Genomic DNA, 22,957 nt, shown 5'->3' with positions numbered 1-22,957 from the left:
CTTGTCCGTTGCGGTGAAGGCAAGCGGCCAGTGGCCGCCGCGATCAGAAGTTGTGGTGGATGCCCAAGCCGTAGTATTTGACGCTGTCGCCCGCCACCAGCGAGTTCTTGCGCTGCGACAGTTCGCCGTACACATAGGTACGGGTCGACAGGCTGTACTCGTAACCGGCCGATGCTTGTTTGGTCTTCTCGACGCCATCAGGCGTCTTCTGGCCATAACCGAGCAGGAACTTGCCGGCGCCCACGGTGTAGTTGGCACCCAGGATCCAGGCTTTGGTGTCAGGATTGGTCAGCTTGGTGTGGCCCTGGTCTTGTTTCTGATACGAGCCCATCAGTTTCAGGCCAGGCATCGGGGTGACGGCGGCGGCGATCGACCACAGCTTGGTTTCGATCGCGTTGCGCTCGTAGGCGGCCATGGCGGCCAGCGGACCGTTGTTGAAGGTGCCCGACAGCGAGTAAGGCACGGCCGAGCCGTTGGCGCCGATGGCGTACTGGGGCAGCAGGGGGTTCAGGCTGGTACCCTGGATGGCGGCCAGGTTGCCGTTATTTTCCTTGGTGCCGACCGTGGCGTTCAGCTGGAAGCCGCTGAACACTGGCGAGTTGTAGAACAGGGCGTTGGAGAAGCGGTTTGCCGAGTTGCCAGCAGGGCCCAGTGGATCGGAACCGGACTTGATGCCATAGGCGGTGGTGTAGCCGGCCACTTGCAGGTCGGTCTGGAAGCCGGCCGGGGTAGGCAGGCCGCTCCAAGGTTCGAAGGCGGTGTTCGATGCCTGCAACGCCGTCAGGCCGCGGCCCAGGCGCACGGTACCGAAATCGCCCTGCAGGCCGACCCGGCTTTCACCCTGGAACAGGGGACGGGTGCCGCTTTCCAGCGTGCCGGTATCGGGCTCATAACGAATTTCCAGCTGGAACAGTGCCTTCAGGCCGCTGCCCAGGTCTTCCACGCCTTTGAAGCCCAGTTTGTTGTTGTCGCGTTTGCCGATCGCCGTGGTGGTGTCGGTTTTCTTGGTGACGCCCGCATCCACGGTGCCGTAGATGGTCACGGACGATTGCGCATACGCAGCGGAAAACGCGCCCATGAGTGCCAGAGCCACTAAAGATTTTTTCATTTGTTCTTCCTTTTGAAAGTGAATCGTCCAAACATCTAAAAGCCGACAAGTGCGCTTAACGCCACCCGGGATGAGCTGAACCTTAATGGCTGCCCGCGTCAATGGCGCCGGTTTGGTTGATTATCGGGGCGAGTTTTGGTCGAAAAGGGGAAAACCGTGTTTCCCTGTTGTATTTTTGAAACGCTTGATTGGCTGGTCAGAAACCGGACGTGCATATGATTTCCTTTCACGTGTGGATCGGAGGTTGCCTTCACACTACACGGCACATAGCGTGCAGATTTGCGCTAAATCAAGGAGATAGGGGCGGCGTCGCGCGTACGCCACGCCGCCGGCGGCGCCCCGCGCTACACTGCCCCCGTGTTTATCTGGCCTGATCTTCTTCTTTCATGGCAAGATATTGGCACAACATCGGCCGTCCCAAGCGCGCACAGACCGCACGGACGCACCGCCCGCTTTCATGAATCGCATGCATAGTGAGACGATGGCAAATCGAGAAGAACTAGCAATCATCCGGGGGGCCCGCGCGGGAGACGCGGTCAGCCAACTGGCGCTGGGCAAACTGTACCTGTTTGGCGGCGCCAGCCTGCCGCGCAGCATGCCGACGGCCTTGCACTGGTTGAACCGGGCGGCCCAGCAGCGGCAGGACGAAGCGTGGATGCTGATCGGCCGCCACATTCCATTTGAACATGCACAACATTGCCAGCCGGCCGTGCTGGCCTGGTACGACCGTGCCTACGATGCCGGGGTGGCGCCGGCCGGCCTGGTGCTGGCGCAACTGGTGCTGGGCGGCCAGGCGGCGCCGGCCGACGACACCTTGCGCACCAAGGCCCTGCTGGCGCTGGAGCACGCGGCCCGCGACGGTTCGGCCGAAGCGCGGCGCTTGCTGGCCAGCCAGCGCGGCGACGTGGCGCCGCCGGTGGTGGCGCCGGCCACGGTTACCGATGACGGCCCGCCGCGGCCGGCGCCATGCGCCCATCAGTATGCCTTGCTGGAGCAAGCGTGGCAGGCGCGGGATGATCGGGCCTACCTGCGCGCGGCGCTGCCGCTGGCGCGCATCGTGTTGCAGGGTGCGCCGGCCGACGCCGAGGCGGCGCGTGTGGCGGGCTGGCCCGTCGAGCCCCAGCAAGTGCTGCTGCTGGCGCGTTGCGCCGAGGCGCTCGATGGCTTGGCCGAACACGATCCGGAACTGCAGCAGTGCCGGGAACTGGCCGCGCATGGGGGCGATCGCCAGGCGCAACTGGCGCTGGGCCTGTGGTTCGCCCGCATGAATTGCGCCGGCGAACGGTTGGCGGCCGGCATCGCCGCCGTCAACTTCAAGCGCGCCATCCGCTGGCTGACCCTGGCCGGCGAGCAGGGCAGGGCCGAAGCGTGGTTCGCGCTGTCGCGCATCTATTTGAAACCGGAATTTTCCCAACGCTCCGTGGCGGAAGCCCAGGCTTACCTGGAGCGGGCGGCCGAGCTGGGGCACCGGGTGGCCCAGCTCGAATGCGGCCTGTATGCGTGGCGTACCCGCCGCAATGGGGAGATGAGCGATGTACGGGCCGCCTACTGGTTGCAAAAGGCGGCGGCCCAGGGCTGTGCCGAGGCCGAGGCCGTGCTGGCCAGGATCGCCGCGCCGGCCGCCGCGCCCAGCTGGACCGAGGCGGTGCTGCCTTTGCTGACGCGGGCCCTGGCCGACAGCCAGCCGCTGCTGGCGGCCCGCATCGAACTGGCCAGCCTGTTCGGCCTGACCCGGGCTGAAACCCTGTTGCTGGATGTGAAGGCGGCCGACCATGGCCACTGCCTGGTAGTCGATATCCGCGCCAGTTACGGGCGCAGCAAGCGGCGCCTGATTTTGTTGCGCACGGCGCAGCAGCGCCAGGCGCTGGACCGCATCGTGCGGCAGTTCGAACACGTGGATAGCGGCCCGGATGGGCTGGAAGGCAATTACCGCCAGCGTTTGTATCGGCTCAAGACCTGGCTGGGGGCGGGCATGCCCAGCCTGCTGGCGGCCTAAGCGGGCTGGCCGTTTAGGATGGGGTGGCGGGCCGGCGCTCGCCGGCCTGATTCGGGCCTGATCCGGCTTAGATCTCGATCTCGCCTTCGAACACGGTCACGGCCGGCCCCGTCAGGAACACGGACTGGCCTTCGCCGTCCCAGGCGATGGACAGCTGGCCGCCGCGCGCGTCGACCCGCACGGGCGAGTCCAGCAGGCCGCGCCGGATACCGGCCACCACGGCCGCGCAGGAACCGGTGCCGCAGGCCAGCGTTTCGCCCGCGCCCCGTTCATAGACGCGCAGCTTGACGTGGTGGCGGTCGACGATCTGCATGAAACCGGCGTTGACCCGGTTGGGGAAACGCGCATGGTGTTCGATCAGCGGCCCCGTCAGTTCCACCGGCGCCAGGTCCACGTCCTCCACCACCTGCACGGCGTGCGGGTTGCCCATCGACACGGCCGACACCAGCACCTGTTCGCGCGCGCCACCCAGTTCCAGCAGCAGCGGCCATAGGGTGTCGCGGCCTTGCGGCTGGCCTTGCAGGCCGTCCGCGTCGAACGGCACCCGGGCCGGTTCCAGCACGGGCGCGCCCATGTCGACCGTGATACTGCCGTCATCCTCCAGCCGGGGCGCGATCACGCCGGCCTTGGTTTCGACCGTGATGCGGCGGGCCTGGCTCAAGCCTTTTTCCGCCACAAATTTGACGAAGGCGCGCGAGCCGTTGCCGCATTGCTCCACTTCGCCGCCGTCGGCGTTGAAGATGCGGTAGCGGAAATCGCAGCCGGGCTGGGTGGGGCGCTCCACCAATAAAATCTGGTCGGCGCCGACGCCGAAGCGGCGGTCGCCCAGCTTTTGCCATTGGGCGGGCGTGAAGTCGATCTGCTGGTGGATGGCATCGATCACGACGAAGTCGTTGCCGGCGCCATGCATCTTGGTGAATTTCAGTTTCATTGTCGCTTATCTGTCAGGTCAGGGGGCGGGCCGCTGGTACAGCGACGCTTCGCCTTGGGGCCGGGTCTTGAACCGCTTGTGGGTCCAGAAATACTCGGCCGGGGCCACGCGCACCTCGTCCTCGATAAAGGCGTTCATCCTGCGGGTGGCGGCCACCATGTCGGGGCCGGGGTAATTGTCCCACACCGGATAGAACTTGACACGCCAACCCTGGTAATTGGGCAGGAACGTGGCGATCACGGGCATCACCTGGGCGCCCGTGGTGGCGGCGATACGGGCCGTGGCCGTCAGGGTGGCGGCCTGGATCCCGAAGAAGGGCACGAATTCCGCGTCTTTTTCGCCGAAATCCATGTCCGGCAACATGAAATAGGGCAGTTTTTCCTTCAACGCCCGCAAAATCGGCTTGATACCGTCCTGCCGCGTGAACAGGCGCACGGGCTGGAAGCGCGAGCGGCCCTGGCGCAGCACCTTGTCGAACGCGGCGTTCTTTTGTTGCACGTACATGGAAGATGCGCTCGTTTCCATGGCGATGGCGACACCGGCCACGTCCAGGCAGACGAAATGGGGGCACAGCAGGATGGTGGGCCGTTCCGTCATCTGGGCCACCGGCACCGGACCTGGTTCCACCTTGATCAGGCGCCGCAGCCGGGCTTCCGAGGCCCACCACAGGATGCCCCGTTCCCACACGCTGCGCGAATAGGCCTGGAAATGTTGGCGCGCCAGCACGACGCGCTGCCCTTCCGTCAATTCGGGCATGCACAGGCGCAAGTTGGTGAGCGCGATATGGCGCCGCGAACGCAACAGCAGGAACAGGATGCTGCCCACCAGCTCGCCGAAGCGGCCCAGCAGGGGCAAGGGCAGCCAGTGCAGCAGCCACATCAATGCGAGCATGGCTTTCATGCGCCCTCCTGGCCGGCGTCGGGCGCGGTGGCGCCGGCCGGCACCTTGTAGCGGTTGTAGCTCCAGAAATACTGGGCCGGCGCGCGCGCGATCAGTTGTTCCATGGCGGCGTTGATGGTGCGTGCCTGCTGGGCCGGCGTGCCGTCCAGGCTGTCGGTGAAGGGCACGAAGCGGATCAGGTAGCCTTTGCCGTGCGGCAGGCGCTCGGCGTAGGTGACGATCACGGTGGCGTCGCCCATCTGGGCCAGCTTGGCCGGCAAGGTCATGGTGTAGGCGGGGCGGCCGAAGAATGCGGCCCACACGCCTTCGCCCTCCTGCGGCACCTGGTCCGGCAGCAGGCCGATCGGGCGGCCTTTCTTGAGCGTCTTGGCCAGGATGCGCACGCCCGACATATTGGCCGGGGCCAGCAGCAGGTTGTCGCGCGCGCGCGCCCCTTCCACCAGCGGCTTCAGGGCCGCTTTCTTGGGCGGCCGGTACATCACCGTCAGTTCCGTGCGTAGCGCGATTTCCTGCGCCACGATTTCAAAGCAGCCCAGGTGGGGCGTGAGGAACACGATGCCGCGTCCGGCGTCCAGTTCGGCCTGCACCAGTTGCCAGTTCTCGTCGCTGGCATGGCGCGACACGCGCGCCGGCGCGCCGCACCAGATGAAGGGCAGCTCGACGATGCTCTTGCCCGCTTCCGCGATGGCGGCCGGCAGATAGGCGCTGTAGCCGGCCTGGGCCAGGTTGTCGCGCATGCGCCGGCGGTAGGACGGCGAGGACAGGTACACCACCCAGCCCAGCGCGCCGCCCAGGGCATGCAAAACTGGCAATGGGAAAATGGAAAGGAAGCGGAACAGGAGGACTAGCATGGAGATTCGTTATATTGATATGAGGCAAAAATCGAGGACTTGCCTAGCCAAATTTTTTTTAAGAAGCGTAAAATACCACGTATGCAGTATCCGCTGAGTTAACAGACAACTTGCGAGGCGGAATATAAATATCGCTAAAGCGTCGCAAGCCGTATTGGTAAGCGACAATCATTTTCACCAATCAGGAGCTTGCGATGTCTAACGATTACCTCTTTACCTCTGAATCCGTGTCGGAAGGCCACCCGGACAAGGTCGCCGACCAGATTTCCGACGCCATCCTGGACGCCATCCTGGCCCAGGACCCGAAAGCCCGCGTGGCCGCCGAAACGCTGTGCAACACCGGTCTGGTGGTGCTGGCTGGCGAGATCACGACGCACGCGAACGTGGATTATATTCAAGTTGCGCGCGAAACCATCAAACGTATCGGTTACGACAACACGGACTACGGTATCGACTACCGCGGCTGCGCCGTGCTGGTGGGCTATGACAAGCAGTCGCCCGACATCGCCCAGGGCGTGGACGAGGGCGCCGGTATCGACCTCGACCAGGGCGCCGGCGACCAGGGCCTGATGTTCGGCTACGCCTGCGATGAGACGGCCGAGCTGATGCCGGCCGCCATCCACTACGCGCACCGCCTGGTCGAGCGCCAGTCGCAGCTGCGCAAGGATGGCCGCCTGCCATGGCTGCGCCCGGACGCCAAGTCGCAAGTGACGCTGCGCTACGTCAACGGCCGCCCGGTGGCCGTGGACACGGTGGTGCTGTCGACCCAGCACTCGCCCGAGATCAGCCACAAGCACATCGAAGAAGCCGTGATCGAGGACATCATCAAGCAAGTGCTGCCCCGTGAATGGCTGAACGAGACCCGCTACCTGGTCAACCCGACCGGCCGCTTCGTCATCGGCGGCCCGCAGGGCGACTGCGGTTTGACCGGCCGCAAGATCATCGTCGACACCTACGGCGGCGCCAGCCCGCACGGCGGCGGCGCGTTCTCCGGCAAGGATCCATCCAAGGTCGACCGTTCGGCCGCCTACGCGGCCCGCTACGTGGCCAAGAACGTGGTGGCGGCCGGCCTGGCGCGCCAGTGCCAGGTGCAGGTCAGCTACGCCATCGGCGTGGCCAAGCCGATCAACATCACGGTCTACACGGAAGGCACGGGCGTGATCTCGGATGAGAAGATCGCCGCGCTGGTGATGGAGCACTTCGACCTGCGTCCGAAAGGCATCGTGCAGATGCTGGACCTGCTGCGCCCGATCTACCAGAAGACGGCCGCCTACGGCCACTTCGGCCGCGAAGAGCCGGAATTCACGTGGGAGCGCACCGACAAGGCCGCCATCCTGCGCGACGCCGCCGGCCTGAAGTAACGTCATCGTCACCCCGCCGGGGGGCGGGCCCGTTGTTTGGCGCCATGGGCACCAAAAAACGTGGCCCGCCCCCCGTTTTCTTGTAAAATACTGCTTCCGAGGAGCGTTGCGACGAATCAACCCGATTCGCCAGGCTCGGAATCTGCAACCGCGCTCACGTTACTTTTTTCTCACTGAAAGGAGGGCGTGATGAACGCCGTACTCAAATCCGCACAAGACTACCTGGTCGCCGACATCTCCCTGGCCGCCTGGGGCAACAAAGAAATCAAGATCGCTGAAACGGAAATGCCGGGCCTGATGGCCATCCGCGAGGAATTTTCCGCCAGCCAGGTGCTCAAGGGCGCCCGCATCACCGGTTCGCTGCACATGACGATCCAGACGGCCGTGCTGATCCAGACCCTGGAAGCGCTGGGCGCGCAAGTGCGCTGGGCTTCCTGCAACATCTACTCGACCCAGGACCACGCCGCCGCCGCCATCGCCGCCAACGGCACCCCCGTGTTCGCCATCAAGGGCGAAACCCTGGATGAATACTGGGATTACACCCACCGCATCTTCGAATGGCCCGCCGACGCGGCCGGCAACCCCGTCTATTCCAATATGATCCTGGACGACGGCGGCGACGCCACGCTGCTGCTGCACCTGGGCGCCCGCGCTGAAAAAGACCTCTCCGTGCTGGCCAACCCTGGTTCGGAAGAGGAAATCTGCCTGTTCAACGCCATCAAGGCCCACCTGGCCATCGACGCCAACTGGTACTCCAAGCGCCTGCCGCACATCCTGGGCGTGACCGAGGAAACCACCACCGGCGTGCACCGCCTGTACCAGATGCACAAGGAAGGCAAGCTGGCCTTCCCCGCCATCAACGTCAACGATTCCGTCACCAAGTCCAAGTTCGACAACCTGTACGGCTGCCGTGAATCGCTGGTGGACGGCATCAAGCGCGCCACCGACGTGATGGTGGCCGGCAAGGTCGCCGTGATCGCCGGTTATGGCGACGTGGGCAAGGGCTCGGCCCAGGCCATGCGCGCCCTGTCGGCCCAGGTGTGGGTGACCGAGATCGACCCGATCTGCGCGCTGCAGGCGGCCATGGAAGGCTACCGCGTGGTGACCATGGATTACGCGGCCGAGCACGGCGACATCTTCGTCACCTGCACCGGCAACTACCACATCCTGACCGAACAGCACATGCTGGCCATGAAGGACCAGGCCATCGTCTGCAACATCGGCCACTTCGACAACGAGATCGACGTCGCCGCGTTGAAGAAATACACCTGGGAAAACATCAAGCCCCAGGTCGATCACGTGATCTTCCCGAGCGGCAAGCGCATCATCCTGCTGGCCGAAGGCCGCCTGGTCAACCTCGGTTGCGGCACGGGCCACCCATCGTACGTGATGAGCTCCTCGTTCGCCAACCAGACCATTGCCCAGATCGAGCTGTACGCCAACACGGCCAACTACCCGGTCGGCGTGTACGTGCTGCCCAAGCACCTGGACGAGAAAGTGGCGCGCCTGCAGCTCAAGAAGCTCAACGCCCAGCTGACTGAACTGACCGACGAGCAAGCCGCTTACATCGGTGTGACCAAGCAAGGTCCGTACAAGCCTGAGCACTACCGCTACTAATCGGCGTCATGGCGGCTGGCTGGCAGTGTCCGGCCGGCCGCCGCTTTCCGACTACTTTGCCGCGAGCCCTTCATCATGCGTTTGGTCCTTACCTGGTTAATCAATGCCGCTGCCTTGCTGGCAGTGCCCTACCTGATGCATTCCGTCGATGTCACAAGCATCAGCGCGGCCCTCGTCGCAGCCCTCGTATTGGGTCTGGTAAATACGCTGATCCGGCCCGTGCTGCTGGTGCTGACGCTGCCCGTGACCGTGGTGTCGCTGGGCCTGTTCATCTTCGTCATCAACGGCTTCATGTTCTGGCTGGTGGCGCAGTGGGTGACCGGTTTCCACGTCGACAGTTTCTGGTCGGCCATGGGCGGCGCCGTGCTGTACAGCGTGATTTCCTGGGCTTTGTCTACCTTACTTTTGAAGAACGCCGATGGATAACCCTAATTTCAGTATCGAATTCTTTCCGCCCAAGACGGCGGAAGGGGCGGACAAGCTGCGCGTGACGCGCGCCAAGCTGTCCGAGCTGCATCCCAAATATTTTTCCGTGACCTTTGGCGCGGGCGGCACCACCCAGCGCGGCACGCTCGACACCGTGCTGGAAATCATGGCCGCCGGCGAGCAGGCCGCGCCTCACCTGTCGTGCGTGGGCGGCACGCGCGAATCGATCCGCGCCATCCTGGCTGAATTCAAGGCCAACAACATCCGCCGCGTGGTGGCGCTGCGCGGCGACCTGCCCAGCGGCTACGGCGCGGCCGGCGAATTTCGCTACGCCAACGAGCTGGTGGAATTCATCCGCGCCGAGACGGGCGACTGGTTCCACATCGAAGTGGCGGCCTATCCGGAAACCCACCCGCAAGCCCGTTCGCCGCAGGACGACTTGCTGGCCTTCGAGCGCAAAGTGAAAGCGGGCGCCAACGCCGCCATCACCCAGTATTTCTACAACGCCGACGCCTACTTCCAGTTCATGGACGAATGCGGCAAGCTGGGCATCACCGTGCCTGTGGTGCCGGGCATCATGCCGATCACCAACTACACGCAGCTGATGCGTTTTTCCGACATGTGCGGCGCCGAGATCCCGCGCTGGGTGCGCCTCAAGCTGGCCAGCTTCGGCGACGATACGGCGTCCATCAAGGCGTTCGGCCTGGACGTGGTGACGGCCCTGGGCCAGCGCCTGCTGGCCGGCGGCGCGCCCGGCCTGCATTTCTACAGCATGAACCAGGCGGCGCCGACGACGGCGCTGTGGCAACGCCTGGTGTAATTCAGCAAGCAGGCGCGCGGACCGGGCCAGCCCGTTGTCCGGTCCGCCGCAGTGTCAGGCGCCCGGCGTGGCCGTGCCCAGTTCCGTGACGATGCGCTCGAGCGCGATGTCGTGCGGATCGTCGCCAAAGTCAGCCTGCTGGCAGGCGTAGGCCACGCCCACCGTGCGCGGCCGTGGCTGCGCTGCCAGCGTGCGGTCGTAGAAACCGCCACCGTAGCCGAGCCGGTAGCCGTGGCCGTTGTAGCCCAGGCAGGGCACCAGCAGCGCCGCCGGGCGTGGCGCCAGCCGCAGGTCGGCCGGCACCGCCACCCCCATCCCATCCTTCACCATCGCTTCGCCGATGCGCCAGTCCGCGAACGCCAGCGGTGCATGTTTTTCCACCACCACCGGCAACAGCAGGCGTACCCCGCGCCGCGCCAGTTCCCCGTAGGCCGCTTGCAGATTCGGTTCGTCGCGCAGCGGCCAGTACACGCCAAGCGCGTCGACGGCCGCCGCCTCCGACCACGCCAGCACGTGGCGGCCGATGGCCGCGTCCCACGCGGCGCGCGTGGCCGCGTCCAGCGTGCGCCGGATACCCAGCAAATGCTTGCGCAAATCGGCCTTGGACAGGGGCGTTGCCGCTGGCGGCGCTGTGGTGGCGCGTGGTATTCTAGGATCGCTGGTCATATAACTGTTTTAAGACTTGATTGAGAGTTGCACATTGAATTCCGCTTCAAAATGGATAGCCGGCGCCGTGATGGCCGCAGCCTGCCTGGCCTCACCATGGAGCCGCGCCGACGATAGTGGAATCGACAGCAGCCGCAAGGAGGACGACGCTTTCCTGCTGCTGCGCGACGCCGTGCGCCAGGACGACGCTTCCAAGGTGGCATTCTATGCCGACCGGCTGGCCAACTACCAGATTCCTTCCTACGTCGATTACTACCGCCTCAAGTCGCACCTGCGCGACGCCGCCAACAGCGAGGTGCGCGAGTTCCTGCGCCGCTACGAGGGCAGCGCCATCGCCGACCGCCTGCGCAACGACTGGCTGCTGGAACTGGGCCGCAAGCGCGACTGGACCACCTTCGACGAGCAACAGCCCTTGTTCGTGCTGAACGATGACACCCAGGTCAAATGCTATGGCCTGCTGTCGCGCGCGCTCAAGGGCCAGCGCGTGGCCGAGCAGGCGCGCGTGTTGCTGGTCAATCCCACCGTGTACGGCGAAGCCTGTTCCAGCCTGATCGCCACGCTGGCCCAGAACGGCCAGTTCGACAGCGAGGACTTGTGGACCCAGGTGCGCCTGGCGGGCCAGTTCGACGCCACCGGACCGGGCAAGCGCACCATGCTGCTGCTGGGCGGGCCGGAAAAACGCATCGGCCAGGCCATCGACCTGCCCGCCATCGCGCTGGCCAAGGGCGTGGGCAGCGGCCGCATCGATCACGAGATTTACCTGGTGGCCGTGGGGCGCATGGCGCGCACCAGCGTCAAGCTGGCCGCGCTGGCGCTGCAAAAGGCGGCCCCCAGGCTGACGGCGCAGGAACAGGCCATCGGCTGGGGCAACATCGCGCTCGCTTCTTCCTACTCGCTGGCGCCGGAAACGGCCGACTACTGGCGCAAGGCGGCCGGTGCGCCGCTGTCGCTGGAGGCCCAGCAGTGGAGGGTGCGCTATGCCTTGCGCGCCGGCGACTGGAAGCAGGTGCGCGCCGGCATCCGCGCCATGCCGCAGGCGCTGCGCAACGACCCGGCGTGGATCTACTGGCAGGCCCGCGCCTTGATGGCCGAGTCGGGCGCCAGCCAGCCCACGGGCGAGGCGGCGCAACTGTTGCGCGGCATTTCCGACCAGTCCAATTTCTACGGCCAGCTGGCGCTGGAGGAATTGGGCCAGCTGATCACCATTCCGCCGGCCGGGCCACCGATCACGCAGGCCGAGATCACGCCGTTCGCGGCCGATCCCAACTTCCAGCGCGCGCTCAAGTTCTTCTCGATGCGGCTGCGCTTCGAAGGCACGCGCGAGTGGAACTGGGCGCTGCGCGGCCTGAGCGAACGCCAGCACCTTGCGGCGGCCGAATTCGCGCGCCAGAACAATATCCTGGACCGCATGGTGAGCACCTCGGAAAAGACCCGCATCCAGGTCGATTACACCCAACGCTTCCCGTCCCCGCATGACGACATCATGCACCCGGCCACCCAGACCCTGGGCCTGGACAAAGCCTGGGTGTATGGCTTGATCCGCCAGGAATCGCGCTTCATCATGGATTCGCAATCGTCCGTGGGCGCCTCGGGCCTGATGCAGGTGATGCCGTCCACCGGCCGCTGGGTGGCCAAGAAGATCGGCCTGACGGACTTCGTGCAGAACATGCTGAGCGACGTGCGCACCAACATCCTGCTGGGCACCAATTACATGAACATGGTGTTGGGCAGCATGGACGGTTCGCAGACGCTGGCCACGGCCGCCTATAACGCCGGGCCGGGGCGCCTGCGCAGCTGGCGCGCCACGCTCGACAAACCGATGGAGAGCGCCGTTTTCATCGAATCGATACCGTATCCCGAAACCCGCACCTACGTGAAGAACGTGATGTCCAACGCCACTTACTACGCGGCCCTGTTCGAAGGCCGGCCGCAGTCGCTCAAGGCGCGCCTCGGCACGGTGGCGCCCAAGGGTTATTCGACGCAGGAACAACAAGAAACCAGCTTCGGCTCCCGTTAGCATCCACCAGACGCCTTACTCCGGACCACTCCATGCAAACCACTGAACTTGATCCCACCCTGTCGCAAGCCCTGGCCAACGCGCGCGCGCCCGGCCTCACGCTCATCATCGGCAACAAGAATTATTCGTCCTGGTCGATGCGGCCGTGGGTGGCCATGACGGCGTTCGGCATTCCGTTCCAGGAAGTGCGGGTGCTGCTCGACCAGGACGATACGGCCAACCGCATCGCCGCCTATTCGGCCGCCGGCCGGGTGCCGGTGCTGCTGGCGGGCGAGATGACGATCTGGGACAGCCTGGCCATCTGCGAATACCTGGCCGAGCAGTTCCAGGAGCTGCACCTGTGGCCGCAGGACGTGGCCGCGCGCGCCATGGCCCGTTCCGTGTGCGCGGAAATGCATTCCGGTTTCGCCGACCTGCGCACGGCCATGGCCATGAACATCCGTGCCAGCTATCCGGGCAAGGGCCGCACCACCGGCAGCCAGGCCGACATCGGCCGCATCAGCGAAATCTGGGAGGAGTGCCTGTCGCGCTTTGGCCACCACCAGTTCCTGTTCGGTGAATTCACCATCGCCGATGCCTTCTTCGCACCCGTCGTGATGCGCTTCCGTACTTACGGCGTGACGCTGGCCCCGGCCCTGAACGCATACTGCGACCGCGTGCGCGCCCATCCTGCCGTGGCACGCTGGATCACGGAAGCGCTGGCCGAGACGGAAATGGCGCCCCGCCACGACGCTGACATGCCGGACTGACGCATGCAAACTTATGTGGTGGGCGGCGCCGTGCGCGACGCCCTGCTGGGCCTGCCCGTCAAGGATCGCGACCATGTGGTGGTAGGCGCCACGCCCGAGGCCATGCTGGCGCAGGGCTACCGCCCGGTGGGCAAGGATTTCCCCGTGTTCCTGCATCCGAAAACCAACGAGGAATACGCGTTGGCCCGCACCGAGCGCAAGACGGCGCCCGGCTATCGCGGCTTCGTGTTCCACACGGCGCCCGAAGTCACGCTGGAACAGGATCTGATCCGGCGCGACCTGACCATCAACGCCATCGCCCGCGCCGACGACGGCACCCTGACCGATCCGTTCGGCGGCCAGCGCGATCTGCAACTGCGCGTGTTCCGCCACGTGTCGGACGCGTTCGAGGAAGACCCGGTGCGCATTTTGCGCGTGGCCCGTTTCGCGGCCCGTTTTCCCGAGTTCACGGTGGCGCCGGAAACCAATACCCTGATGCGGCGCATGGTGGAGCAGGGCGAAGTGGACGCGCTGGTGGCCGAGCGGGTCTGGCAGGAATTGTCGCGCGGCTTGATGGAGCAGCGTCCATCGCGCATGCTGCAAGTGCTGCGCGATTGCGGCGCGCTGGCGCGCATACTGCCGGAACTGGATAAATTGTGGGGCGTGCCGCAGCCGGTGCAGCACCATCCGGAAATCGACACGGGCGCGCATATCGAACAGGTGGTCGATTGCGCGGCCGACGCCGGGCTGGAACTGCCGGTGCGCTTCGCCTGCCTGCTGCACGACCTGGGCAAGGGCGCCACGCCGCCGGCCAACTGGCCGTCCCACCATGGCCACGAAGGGCTGGGCGTCAAGCTGGTGGAGCAGTTGTGCCAGCGCCTGCGGGTGCCGACCGAATGCCGCGACCTGGCCGTGATGACGGCGCGCGAACATGGCAACGTGTGCCGGGCGCTGATCCTGCGCCCGAGCACCATCGTCGACCTGCTGGAGCGTTGCGACGGCTTCCGCAAGCCGGCCCGCTTCATCCAGATGCTGGAAGCGGCGCGCTGCGACGCGCGTGGCCGCAGCGGCGCCACGGCCAGTTTCCGCGACCAGCCTTTCCCCCAGCTGGCCCACTTGCAGGCCGCGCTGGCGGCGGCGCGTGGCGTGAACGCGGGCGAGGTGGCGCAGCGCTGCGCCGGGCAACCGCAGCGCATCCCGGAAATGGTGCGCAAGGCCAGGGTGGCGGCCGTGAAGGCGGCGCTGGGCGCGGCCGCGCCGGACGACGATGATGATGAAATCAAGGCCGGCCCGGATAGTGACGCCGGCGATGGCGGCGCGCCGGCCCCTGGCGCCTGAGCTGCGTTACAATAGGGGCATGTTGCGCCGCACCATGCGTGCTTTCCACTCTCTTGTTTTGCGGCGGCGAGGAGCCTACCAGTGAACCCGACCGATGTGTTTTCCAACCCGTTCCGGCGGCGCGACAGCAACGGCGAGCGCAAGCGGCCCACCGTGCTGGTCAAGGAATTGAGTGAGCGCGACCGGCGCCGCATGGTCAAGCATTTCCTGGCGCTGGAGCCGCGCGACCGCCTGCTGCGCTTCGGCACCATGCTGCCCGACGAGCAGGTGACGGCCTACGTCGACCGGATCGACTTCGCGCGCGACAACGTATTTGGCGTCTACAACCGGCTGTTTACGCTGGTGGCCGTGGGCCATCTGGCGTTCGCGCCCACGGAGCCGGACAAGAACGCCGTGACGGAAAAAGAGCAGGTGGCCGAATTCGGCGTGTCCGTCGGCAAGACGGTGCGCGGCATGGGCGTGGGCACCAAGCTGTTCGAGCGGGCCGCCATCCACTGCCGCAACAGCGATGTCGACACCCTGTACATGCACTGCCTGTCGTCCAACGCCACCATGATGCACATCGCGAAAAAGGCCGGCATGGAGATCCACCGCGATTACGGCGAGGCGGACGCTTATTTGAAACTGCCGCCGGCCAATCCCACCAGCGTGCTGCAGGAAGCGCTGGACGAGCAATTCGCCACGCTCGATTACACGCTCAAGGCCAACAAGCGCTTCGCCAGCAAGTGGTTGAACCGGCTGATCGGCCGCAAGGCGCACACGGACTGAGCGGCCCCGCCACGCGGCGGCAGGCTGCGCATCACACCAGCGGCAGCGCCGTGGTGTCCTTGATGCGCTGCAGGGCGAACGACGATTTCACGTCCAGCACGGCCGGGTGGCGCAGCAGCGTCGCCATCATGAAGCGCGAAAAGTGGTCCATGTCCTCCACGTGGACCCGCAGCAAATAATCCATCTCCCCCGTCATCGCATAGCAGGCCACCACTTCCGGCCACTGCGCGACGGAGTCGGCGAAGTCGGCCCGCGGCGAGACCGGCGCGGCCGCCGCGCCCAGCGCGCGGGCGTTGCTGTGGGCCGCCGCCTCGCTGTGCTTCTCCAGCCGCACGTTCACATAAGCGAGCAGGCCCAGGCCGATCTTGTCCGGGTCCAGCAGCGCCACGTACTGGCGGATCACGCCCGCTTCCTCCAGCCGCTTGATGCGGCGCAGGCAAGGCGAAGGCGACAGGCTGACCAGCTCGGCCACGTCCTGGTTGGACAGGCGGCCGTCCTGCTGCAGGATGCCGAGTATCTTGCGGTCTGTCTTATCGAGCGCTATCTTGGTCATAAATACCTCAATAATGAAATTTTCAGGCAATATTATTGCTCAAATTCACGGAACACGGGAATTGTTTGCAATTTAATGTCGCCGGGCCGGGACTATACTGTGCGCTATTCTAACGAGGAGATAGCGATGCAATTTCAACCTTGGGACAACCCGATGGGGACCGATGGTTTTGAGTTTGTCGAGTACGCGGCGCCGGACCCCAAGGCGCTCGGCGCCCTGTTTGCAAGCATGGGTTTCACGGCCATCGCGCGCCACCGCCACAAGGATGTGACGCTGTACCGCCAGGGCGAGATCAACTTCATCATCAACGCCGAGCGCGATTCGTTCGCCCAGCGTTTCGCGCGCCAGCACGGCCCGTCCGTGTGCGCCATCGCCATCCGCGTCAACGACGCCGCCCTGACCTACAAGCGGGCGCTGGAACTGGGCGCCTGGGGCTTCGACAACAAGACCGGCCCGATGGAACTGAACATCCCCGCCATCAAGGGCGTGGGCGATTCGCTGATCTATTTCGTGGACCGCTGGCGCGGCAAGGGCGCCGGGACGGACCGCGCGCCGCAGCCGGGCGCCATCGGCGACATCAGCATCTATGACGTGGACTTCGTCGCCATCCCCGGCGCCGTGGCCAACCCGGCCGGCAATGGCCTGACCTATATCGACCACCTGACCCACAATGTGCACCGCGGCCGCATGAAGGAATGGGCCGAGTTCTACGAGAACCTGTTCAACTTCCGCGAAGTGCGCTATTTCGACATCGAGGGCAAGCTGACGGGCCTGAAATCGAAGGCCATGACTTCCCCGTGCGGCAAGATCCGCATTCCCATCAATGAATCGTCGGACGACAAGTCGCAGATCGCCGAATACCTGGACCAGTACCACGGTGAAGGCATCCAGCACATCGCGCTGGGCACGGACGACATCTACACTTCGGTGCAGCAGCTGCGCGACGGCGGCATCGTGTTCCAGGACACCATCGAGACGTATTACGACCTGGTCAACCGCCGCCTGCCCAACCATGGCGAGCGGCTGGACGACCTGCGCCGCATGCGCATCCTGATCGATGGCCACAGCACGGAAACGGAACGCGAACTGCTGCTGCAGATCTTCACCCAGAACGTGATCGGCCCGATCTTCTTCGAGATCATCCAGCGCAAGGGTGACCAGGGCTTTGGCGAGGGTAACTTCCGCGCCCTGTTCGAATCGATCGAGCTGGACCAGATCAAGCGCGGCGTGCTGCAGGATCCGGGCAAGACGGCCGCCTGAGGCAGAACTAAGCCGGGGGCAGACCCCTGCCCAGGTCCGGTAGCGTCGCGCAGAACGGCGCGCCAGCCTGTGATAACCTGTTAGCACCATATCCGTACCGGCTCGCCCACAAGGCGGGCCGGTTCGCGCGCCGCCTGGCCCATCCCGCCCGGTGGTGCACCGCAAAGAGCATATTGGAGACAAAGTAATGAACGCACCTCACAAGGGCTCGCAACTGGAGCCGGGCAGCCACACGGACGCCCCTATTTCCCTTGACGACAAGTGGACCCTGGAACGCGGCCGCGCCTTCATGACGGGCACCCAGGCCCTGATCCGCCTGCCCATGATGCAGCGCGAGCGCGACTTGAAAGCGGGCTTGAACACGGCCGGCTACATCACCGGCTACCGCGGTTCGCCCGTCACCAGCGTCGACATGACGGCCATCAAGGCCAAGAAATACCTGGACGAACACCACGTCAAGTTCCACCCCGGCATGAACGAGGATCTGGCCGCCACGGCCGTGTGGGGCACCCAGCAGACCAATCTGTTCAAGGACGCCAAGTACGACGGCGTGTTCGCCATGTGGTACGGCAAAGGCCCCGGTGTGGACCGCTGCGGCGACGTGTTCAAGCACGCCAACAACGCCGGCAGCGCCCAGCACGGCGGCGTGCTGGTGCTGGCCGGCGACGACCATGCGGCCAAGTCCTCCTCTACCGCGCACCAGTCCGACCACATCCTGAACGCCTGCGGCATCCCCGTGCTGTATCCATCGTCGGTGCAGGAATACATCGACTATGGCCTGCACGCCTGGGCCATGAGCCGCTACACGGGCCTGTGGGTGTCGATGAAGTGCGTGACCGACATCATCGAATCGGGCGCCGTGGTCGATTTCGACCCCGACCGGGTGCAGATCGTGATTCCGGACGACTTCGACCTGCCGCCCGGTGGCCTCAACATCCGCTGGCCGGACACCGTGCTGGACATGGAAGTGCGGATGAACAGCTACAAGTGGTACGCGGCGCTGGCCTATGTGCGCGCCAATAAGCTCAACAAGATCATCTGGGATAGTCCCAAGCCGAAGATCGGCATCATCACGGCCGGCAAGTCCTACCTGGACACGCGCCAGGCGCTGGCCGACCTGGGCATCGACGAGCAGGCGGCGGCCGACATCGGCCTGCGCCTGTACAAGATCGGCATGACCTGGCCGCTGGAGGCGGACGGCGTGCACGAATTCGCCAAGGGCCTGGACGAGATCCTGGTGGTGGAGGAAAAGCGCCAGATCCTCGAATACGCGCTCAAGGAAGAACTGTACAACCTGCCCGACGGCCAGCGTCCGCGCGTGGTGGGCAAGTTCGACGACACTGGCGAATGGAGCAACAAGGGCCACACGGGCCACGGCGACTGGCTGCTGCCGGCCACCTATGAGCTGAACCCGGCCCAGATCGCGCGCGCCATCGCCAGCCGCATTTCGCACTACTGCGCCGGCCATCCCGTCGAGCAGCGCGTCAAGGAGCGCATCGCCTTCCTGGAAGCGAAGGAACTGGTGCTCAAGTCCGTGTCCGTCAAACCGAACATGGAAACCGACCGCACGCCGTACTTCTGCTCCGGCTGCCCGCACAATACTTCGACCAAGGTGCCGGAAGGTTCGCGCGCACTGGCCGGTATCGGCTGCCACTACATGGTGCTGTGGATGGACCGCGAAACGTCCACCTTCACCCACATGGGCGCGGAAGGCGTGACCTGGGTCGGCCAGGCCCCGTTCACCAACGAGAAGCACGTGTTTACCAACCTCGGTGACGGCACCTACTTCCACTCCGGCCTGCTGGCCATCCGCGCCGCCGTGGCGGCCAAGGTCAACATCACCTACAAGATCCTGTTCAACGACGCCGTCGCCATGACGGGCGGCCAGGAATTCGACGGCCCGCTGGACCCCGGCATGATCTCGCGCCAGATCGCGGCTGAAGGCGTGGGCCCCATCATCGTCGTCACCGACGAGCCGGAAAAATACCCGGCCGACTACAAGTGGGCCGAAGGCGTGACGGTGCGCCACCGCAGCGAACTGATGGACGTGCAGCGCGAACTGCGCGACAAGCCGGGCGTGTCGGCCATGATTTACGACCAGACCTGCGCCTCCGAGAAGCGCCGCCGCCGGAAACGCAACGAGTATCCGGACCCGGCCAAGCGCGCCGTCATCAACGAGGCCGTGTGTGAAGGCTGCGGCGACTGCTCGGTGCAGTCCAACTGCCTGTCGGTGGAGCCGCTGGAGACGGACCTGGGCCGCAAGCGCCAGATCAACCAGTCGTCCTGCAACAAGGACTTCTCGTGCGTGACGGGCTTCTGCCCCAGCTTCGTGACGGTGGAAGGCGGGGCCCTGAAAAAGCCCAAGAAGGCCGCCGCCGGCGACGCCGCCATGCCGGTCCTGCCGTCGCCCGTGCTGCCGGCCACGGCCCAGCCCTACGGCATTTTGATCACGGGTATCGGCGGCACCGGCGTGGTGACGGTGGGCCAGATCCTGGCCATGGCCGCCCACGTGGAAGGCAAGGGCGCCATCGTGCTCGACATGAGCGGCCTGGCCCAGAAGGGCGGCCCCGTGATGTCGCATGTGCGCCTGGCCGACCACCAGGCCGATTTGCACTCGACCCGCGTGGGCACCGGCAGCGCCGACCTGGTGATCGGCTGCGACCTGATCGTCACGGCCAGCCGCGACGCGCTGTCGCGCATGGGCGAGGGCCGCACCTACGCGGCCATCAACTCGACCGGCTCGTCCACGGCGGCCTTCGTCAAGAACCCGGACTGGCAGTTCCCGGACGCTTCCTCGCGCGGCGAGATCGTCAAGGCGTGCGGCGCTGACCATACCGACTTCGTCGATGCCGGCCAGATCGCCACCGCGCTGATGGGCGACTCGATCGCCACCAATATGTTCATGCTGGGCTATGCGTTCCAGAAGGGCCACGTGCCGCTGACGGAAGCGTCCATCGTCAAGGCGATCGAGCTCAATGGCGTGTCCGTCAACTTCAACAAGGCCGCTTTCGCGTGGGGCCGCACGGCCGCGCACGACCTGGCGTCCGTGGTGCGCCTGACCACGCCGGCCAAGGTGATCGAGTTCAAGCGCACCCAGTCGCTGGACGACATCGTCAGCCGCCGCGTGGAACTGCTGACGGCTTACCAGGATGCGCGCTACGCGTCCGACTACAAATCGTTCGTCGACGAGGTGCGGGCGCAGGAGGCCAAGCTGGGCAAGGGCAGCCGCCTGACGGAGGCCGTGGCGCGCTACCTGTACAAGGTGATGGCCTACAAGGACGAGTATGAAGTGGCCCGCCTGTACACGGACGGCGCGTTCCAGCAGAAGATCGCCGGCATGTTCGAGGGCGACATCAAGCTCAAGTTCCACCTGGCGCCGCCGCTGCTGGCCAAGCACGATGCCAAGGGCCAGCTGATCAAGCAGGAATTCGGTCCGTGGATGATGAAGGCGTTCGGCCTGCTGGCGAAGTTCAAGGGCGTGCGCGGCACGGCGCTCGACATCTTCGGCTACACGGCTGAGCGCAAGATGGAGCGGGCGTTGATCGGCGAATACCGCGCGACCGTGTCGGCCCTGCTGCCCAAGCTGACGGCCGACAACCTGGCGCAGGCGGTGGCCATCGCCAGCATCCCGGAGGATATCCGCGGCTATGGCCATGTGAAGGAGCGCCACTTCAAGGCCGCCAGGCAGAAGGAGGCGGCGCTGGTGGCCGCCTTCCACGCCCCGGCCGGTGTAGCGAACCACGCGGCCTGACCACCGTCCGTGGCGCAACCGCCATGTGTGCCTGCGACGCGCAAGCTCGTCGCACGGCCACATGGCGGCTTTTTTTCGGGCCCGCATGGGGCGCAAGCGGATGTAGCCCGTGTGCAAGTAATTGTAATTAACGCCATCTCGCGGCGCGGTGCGCGCTACAATCGCGCGGCCTCTTTTTCGTCAGCGCAAGCCCATGCTCAGCAAATTCACCGTTCTCCTGGCCTCGGCCGCCCTCATCACCCTGGCCGGTTGCGGTGGACAGGGGAGCGCGGGCGCCGGCGACGCGCCGGCCGATCCCGCTCCGCCGGGTGGCGATTCGGCCATTATCGATCCGGCCCACCCACCCGACTGGCTGCGGCTGCGCGGCGTGTGCCAGCACCCGCGCACGGGCCGTGCGCCCAACGGCGCCTTCTATGACGACAAGCAGGGCACGCTGGCCGACGAGCAGAACTGGCTGACCTCCGTCATCGACGCCACTTACTTGTGGTACCGGGAGATCCCCACCGGCCTCAAGATGGCCGACTATCCGACCCCGATCGCCTGGTTTAACGTGCTCAAGACGCCACGCATCACGGCCGTTGGCCGGCCCAAGGACCGCTTCCATTTCACCTATCCCACGGAGGCGTGGAACGCGATGTCCAGCGCTGGTGTGGAACTCGGTTACGGCCTGACCTGGCAGCGCAACGCCGACCCGGCCGCGCCGCGTACCTGGCTGGCCACGGTGGTGGAACCTGGTTCGCCGGCCGACCTGGCCGGGGTGCGCCGCGGCGACCGCTTGCTGGAGGTCGATGGCGAGCGCATCGCCGACAGTGCGGACAGCGCCGTGGCGGGCCGCCTCAACGCCGGCCTGTTTCCCGCGACGGCCGGCGAGACCCACCGTCTGCGGCTGAGCCGCGACGGCGCCACGCGCGAGGTCAGCCTGGTGTCGGCCCGCCTCAGCATCCTGCCGGTGCGGAATGTGAAAGTGATCGAAACGGCCGCCGGCAAGGTCGGCTATCTGCTGTTCAAGCAGCACAACGGCGTGGCCGAGGCGGCGCTGGTGGACGCCATGGCCGGCTTCAAGGCGGCCGGCATCGACGAGCTGGTGCTCGACATGCGTTACAACGGTGGCGGCCTGCTGGCCATCGCCAGCGAGCTGGCCTATATGATCGCGGGCCCGGAGGCGACGGCGGGCAAGGTGTTCGAGCGCTCCAACCACAGCGACCGGGTCAAGCCGCAGCCGCCGCTGGGCTTTACCGCCAGGGCCGCCGGCTACCCGGCGCCGCAGCCGCTCAAACCGGGCAGCGCGTTGCCTTACCTTGGCTTGAAGCGGGTCACCGTGCTGACCACGGCCGGCACCTGTTCGGCCAGCGAGTCGGTGATCAACAGTTTGCGGGGCATCGATGTGGAAGTGAACCTGGTCGGCGACACCACCTGCGGCAAGCCGTACGCCTTCGTGCCGCTGGACAATTGCGGCACCACCTATTTCGCTATCCAGTTCCAGGGCGTGAATGACAAGGGCTACGGCGATTACGCGGACGGCTTCCAGCCCGCCTGCCAGGCCGGCGACGATCTCTCGCATGAATTGGGCGATCCGTACGAAGGCATGCTGGCGGCGGCGCTGGCGTACGGCGTGAGCGGCATGTGCCCCGCCCACCAGGGCAATCCGGCCGGCGCCATGCAGCTGGTGCGTTCGCCGGTCGAGGAATTGTCGATCAACGCCGGTGGCCGTTGATCGCATGGGCTGAGCGGCCCTGGCTTCCTGCCGCGGGCCGTGGCTGGCTCCTGCGCACGGCGGCCATGCCGACTATAATTTCCCGCACCGCGTGCGCCGGCCGCCGGCCGTCAGCGCGGCCCTTTCCACCTTTCCAACTTCGCAGAAAGCCC

18 protein-coding genes and 1 riboswitch are annotated in these 22,957 nt (G+C 65.7%); of the genes, 12 read left to right on the top strand and 6 right to left on the bottom strand.

Annotated elements, in window-relative coordinates:
• Positions 1-43: 43 nt before the first annotated feature.
• Positions 44-1,108, bottom strand: coding sequence for a porin (locus tag H3H39_RS01275; RefSeq protein ID WP_182151448.1), 1,065 nt, complete (start codon positions 1,106-1,108; stop codon positions 44-46).
• A gap of 481 nt (positions 1,109-1,589) precedes the next feature.
• Between H3H39_RS01275 and H3H39_RS01270 the strand changes: the two genes are divergently transcribed.
• Entirely contained in the window at positions 1,590-3,104 is a 1,515-nt protein-coding gene (locus tag H3H39_RS01270; RefSeq protein ID WP_182151447.1) for a tetratricopeptide repeat protein, read from the top strand.
• Positions 3,105-3,171: 67 nt separating this feature from the next.
• Here H3H39_RS01270 and dapF read toward each other — a convergent pair whose 3' ends face one another.
• From dapF to H3H39_RS01255, 3 genes are read right to left on the bottom strand one after another with little or no spacing between them, the layout of a single operon-like run.
• Positions 3,172-4,035 carry a diaminopimelate epimerase gene (gene dapF / locus H3H39_RS01265; RefSeq protein ID WP_182151446.1) on the bottom strand — a complete coding sequence of 288 codons (864 nt, stop codon included), beginning with the start codon at positions 4,033-4,035 and terminating at the stop codon, positions 3,172-3,174.
• 18 nt (positions 4,036-4,053) lie between these two features.
• Positions 4,054-4,935: an LpxL/LpxP family acyltransferase gene (locus H3H39_RS01260; RefSeq protein WP_182151445.1), complete on the bottom strand. Its 882-nt coding sequence runs from the start codon at positions 4,933-4,935 to the stop codon at positions 4,054-4,056.
• On the bottom strand, positions 4,932-5,786 hold the full coding sequence (locus H3H39_RS01255) for a lysophospholipid acyltransferase family protein (protein ID WP_182151444.1): 855 nt from the start codon (positions 5,784-5,786) through the stop codon (positions 4,932-4,934). The genes H3H39_RS01260 and H3H39_RS01255 overlap by 4 nt, the downstream gene beginning before the upstream one ends.
• A 194-nt stretch (positions 5,787-5,980) precedes the next feature.
• On the opposite strand from H3H39_RS01255, the gene metK reads away from it, so the two are divergent.
• The 4 genes from metK to metF all read left to right on the top strand — a co-directional run bounded on the left by metK (position 5,981) and on the right by metF (position 10,010).
• Positions 5,981-7,147: a methionine adenosyltransferase gene (metK, locus tag H3H39_RS01250; RefSeq protein ID WP_182151443.1), complete on the top strand. Its 1,167-nt coding sequence runs from the start codon at positions 5,981-5,983 to the stop codon at positions 7,145-7,147.
• Positions 7,148-7,240: 93 nt separating this feature from the next.
• Positions 7,241-7,310, top strand: a riboswitch (S-adenosyl-L-homocysteine riboswitch).
• Positions 7,311-7,336: 26 nt separating this feature from the next.
• The gene (gene ahcY / locus H3H39_RS01245; protein WP_182151442.1) at positions 7,337-8,764 is read left to right on the top strand and encodes an adenosylhomocysteinase; all 1,428 of its coding nucleotides are present in this window, start codon (positions 7,337-7,339) and stop codon (positions 8,762-8,764) included.
• A gap of 75 nt (positions 8,765-8,839) precedes the next feature.
• Positions 8,840-9,190 carry a phage holin family protein gene (locus H3H39_RS01240; RefSeq protein ID WP_182151441.1) on the top strand — a complete coding sequence of 117 codons (351 nt, stop codon included), beginning with the start codon at positions 8,840-8,842 and terminating at the stop codon, positions 9,188-9,190.
• The gene (metF, locus tag H3H39_RS01235; RefSeq protein WP_182151440.1) at positions 9,183-10,010 is read left to right on the top strand and encodes a methylenetetrahydrofolate reductase [NAD(P)H]; all 828 of its coding nucleotides are present in this window, start codon (positions 9,183-9,185) and stop codon (positions 10,008-10,010) included. Before H3H39_RS01240 ends, metF begins: the two co-directional genes overlap by 8 nt.
• 54 nt (positions 10,011-10,064) lie before the next feature.
• Here metF and H3H39_RS01230 read toward each other — a convergent pair whose 3' ends face one another.
• Positions 10,065-10,676 (bottom strand): 5-formyltetrahydrofolate cyclo-ligase, encoded by a 612-nt coding sequence (locus H3H39_RS01230; RefSeq protein ID WP_182151439.1) that lies wholly within the window; start codon positions 10,674-10,676, stop codon positions 10,065-10,067.
• Positions 10,677-10,746: 70 nt separating this feature from the next.
• On the opposite strand from H3H39_RS01230, the gene H3H39_RS01225 reads away from it, so the two are divergent.
• The 4 genes from H3H39_RS01225 to H3H39_RS01210 all read left to right on the top strand — a co-directional run bounded on the left by H3H39_RS01225 (position 10,747) and on the right by H3H39_RS01210 (position 15,527).
• A complete protein-coding gene (locus H3H39_RS01225) occupies positions 10,747-12,693 on the top strand; it encodes a lytic transglycosylase domain-containing protein (RefSeq protein ID WP_182151438.1) in 1,947 nt (648 codons plus the stop codon).
• 32 nt (positions 12,694-12,725) lie between these two features.
• Positions 12,726-13,442: a glutathione S-transferase family protein gene (locus H3H39_RS01220; protein WP_182151437.1), complete on the top strand. Its 717-nt coding sequence runs from the start codon at positions 12,726-12,728 to the stop codon at positions 13,440-13,442.
• Between the two features lie 3 nt (positions 13,443-13,445).
• Entirely contained in the window at positions 13,446-14,759 is a 1,314-nt protein-coding gene (locus tag H3H39_RS01215) for a multifunctional CCA addition/repair protein (RefSeq protein WP_182151436.1), read from the top strand.
• 81 nt (positions 14,760-14,840) lie between these two features.
• A complete protein-coding gene (locus H3H39_RS01210) occupies positions 14,841-15,527 on the top strand; it encodes a GNAT family N-acetyltransferase (protein ID WP_182151435.1) in 687 nt (228 codons plus the stop codon).
• Between the two features lie 31 nt (positions 15,528-15,558).
• Here H3H39_RS01210 and H3H39_RS01205 read toward each other — a convergent pair whose 3' ends face one another.
• On the bottom strand, positions 15,559-16,080 hold the full coding sequence (locus tag H3H39_RS01205) for an Lrp/AsnC family transcriptional regulator (protein WP_182151434.1): 522 nt from the start codon (positions 16,078-16,080) through the stop codon (positions 15,559-15,561).
• Positions 16,081-16,206: 126 nt separating this feature from the next.
• Between H3H39_RS01205 and hppD the strand changes: the two genes are divergently transcribed.
• From hppD to H3H39_RS01190, 3 genes are all read left to right on the top strand, one after another.
• The gene (hppD, locus tag H3H39_RS01200) at positions 16,207-17,340 is read left to right on the top strand and encodes a 4-hydroxyphenylpyruvate dioxygenase (protein WP_182151433.1); all 1,134 of its coding nucleotides are present in this window, start codon (positions 16,207-16,209) and stop codon (positions 17,338-17,340) included.
• A gap of 187 nt (positions 17,341-17,527) precedes the next feature.
• The gene (locus tag H3H39_RS01195) at positions 17,528-21,091 is read left to right on the top strand and encodes an indolepyruvate ferredoxin oxidoreductase family protein (protein WP_182151432.1); all 3,564 of its coding nucleotides are present in this window, start codon (positions 17,528-17,530) and stop codon (positions 21,089-21,091) included.
• Between the two features lie 193 nt (positions 21,092-21,284).
• On the top strand, positions 21,285-22,805 hold the full coding sequence (locus H3H39_RS01190) for a S41 family peptidase (RefSeq protein WP_182151431.1): 1,521 nt from the start codon (positions 21,285-21,287) through the stop codon (positions 22,803-22,805).
• Positions 22,806-22,957: the final 152 nt, after the last annotated feature.

It is taken from the genome of Rugamonas apoptosis, from assembly GCF_014042355.1.
GTDB lineage: Bacteria > Pseudomonadota > Gammaproteobacteria > Burkholderiales > Burkholderiaceae_D > Rugamonas > Rugamonas apoptosis.
This window is presented reverse-complemented; position numbering and strand designations above follow the sequence as displayed.

Coding starts and splice junctions, on each gene's coding strand:
- H3H39_RS01275 (WP_182151448.1), bottom strand. CDS start 1,108: ATGAAAAAATCTTTAGTGGCTCTGGCACTCATGGGCGCGTTTTCCGCT.
- H3H39_RS01270 (WP_182151447.1), top strand. CDS start 1,590: ATGGCAAATCGAGAAGAACTAGCAATCATCCGGGGGGCCCGCGCGGGA.
- dapF (WP_182151446.1), bottom strand. CDS start 4,035: ATGAAACTGAAATTCACCAAGATGCATGGCGCCGGCAACGACTTCGTC.
- H3H39_RS01260 (WP_182151445.1), bottom strand. CDS start 4,935: ATGAAAGCCATGCTCGCATTGATGTGGCTGCTGCACTGGCTGCCCTTG.
- H3H39_RS01255 (WP_182151444.1), bottom strand. CDS start 5,786: ATGCTAGTCCTCCTGTTCCGCTTCCTTTCCATTTTCCCATTGCCAGTT.
- metK (WP_182151443.1), top strand. CDS start 5,981: ATGTCTAACGATTACCTCTTTACCTCTGAATCCGTGTCGGAAGGCCAC.
- ahcY (WP_182151442.1), top strand. CDS start 7,337: ATGAACGCCGTACTCAAATCCGCACAAGACTACCTGGTCGCCGACATC.
- H3H39_RS01240 (WP_182151441.1), top strand. CDS start 8,840: ATGCGTTTGGTCCTTACCTGGTTAATCAATGCCGCTGCCTTGCTGGCA.
- metF (WP_182151440.1), top strand. CDS start 9,183: ATGGATAACCCTAATTTCAGTATCGAATTCTTTCCGCCCAAGACGGCG.
- H3H39_RS01230 (WP_182151439.1), bottom strand. CDS start 10,676: ATGACCAGCGATCCTAGAATACCACGCGCCACCACAGCGCCGCCAGCG.
- H3H39_RS01225 (WP_182151438.1), top strand. CDS start 10,747: ATGGCCGCAGCCTGCCTGGCCTCACCATGGAGCCGCGCCGACGATAGT.
- H3H39_RS01220 (WP_182151437.1), top strand. CDS start 12,726: ATGCAAACCACTGAACTTGATCCCACCCTGTCGCAAGCCCTGGCCAAC.
- H3H39_RS01215 (WP_182151436.1), top strand. CDS start 13,446: ATGCAAACTTATGTGGTGGGCGGCGCCGTGCGCGACGCCCTGCTGGGC.
- H3H39_RS01205 (WP_182151434.1), bottom strand. CDS start 16,080: ATGACCAAGATAGCGCTCGATAAGACAGACCGCAAGATACTCGGCATC.
- hppD (WP_182151433.1), top strand. CDS start 16,207: ATGCAATTTCAACCTTGGGACAACCCGATGGGGACCGATGGTTTTGAG.
- H3H39_RS01195 (WP_182151432.1), top strand. CDS start 17,528: ATGAACGCACCTCACAAGGGCTCGCAACTGGAGCCGGGCAGCCACACG.
- H3H39_RS01190 (WP_182151431.1), top strand. CDS start 21,285: ATGCTCAGCAAATTCACCGTTCTCCTGGCCTCGGCCGCCCTCATCACC.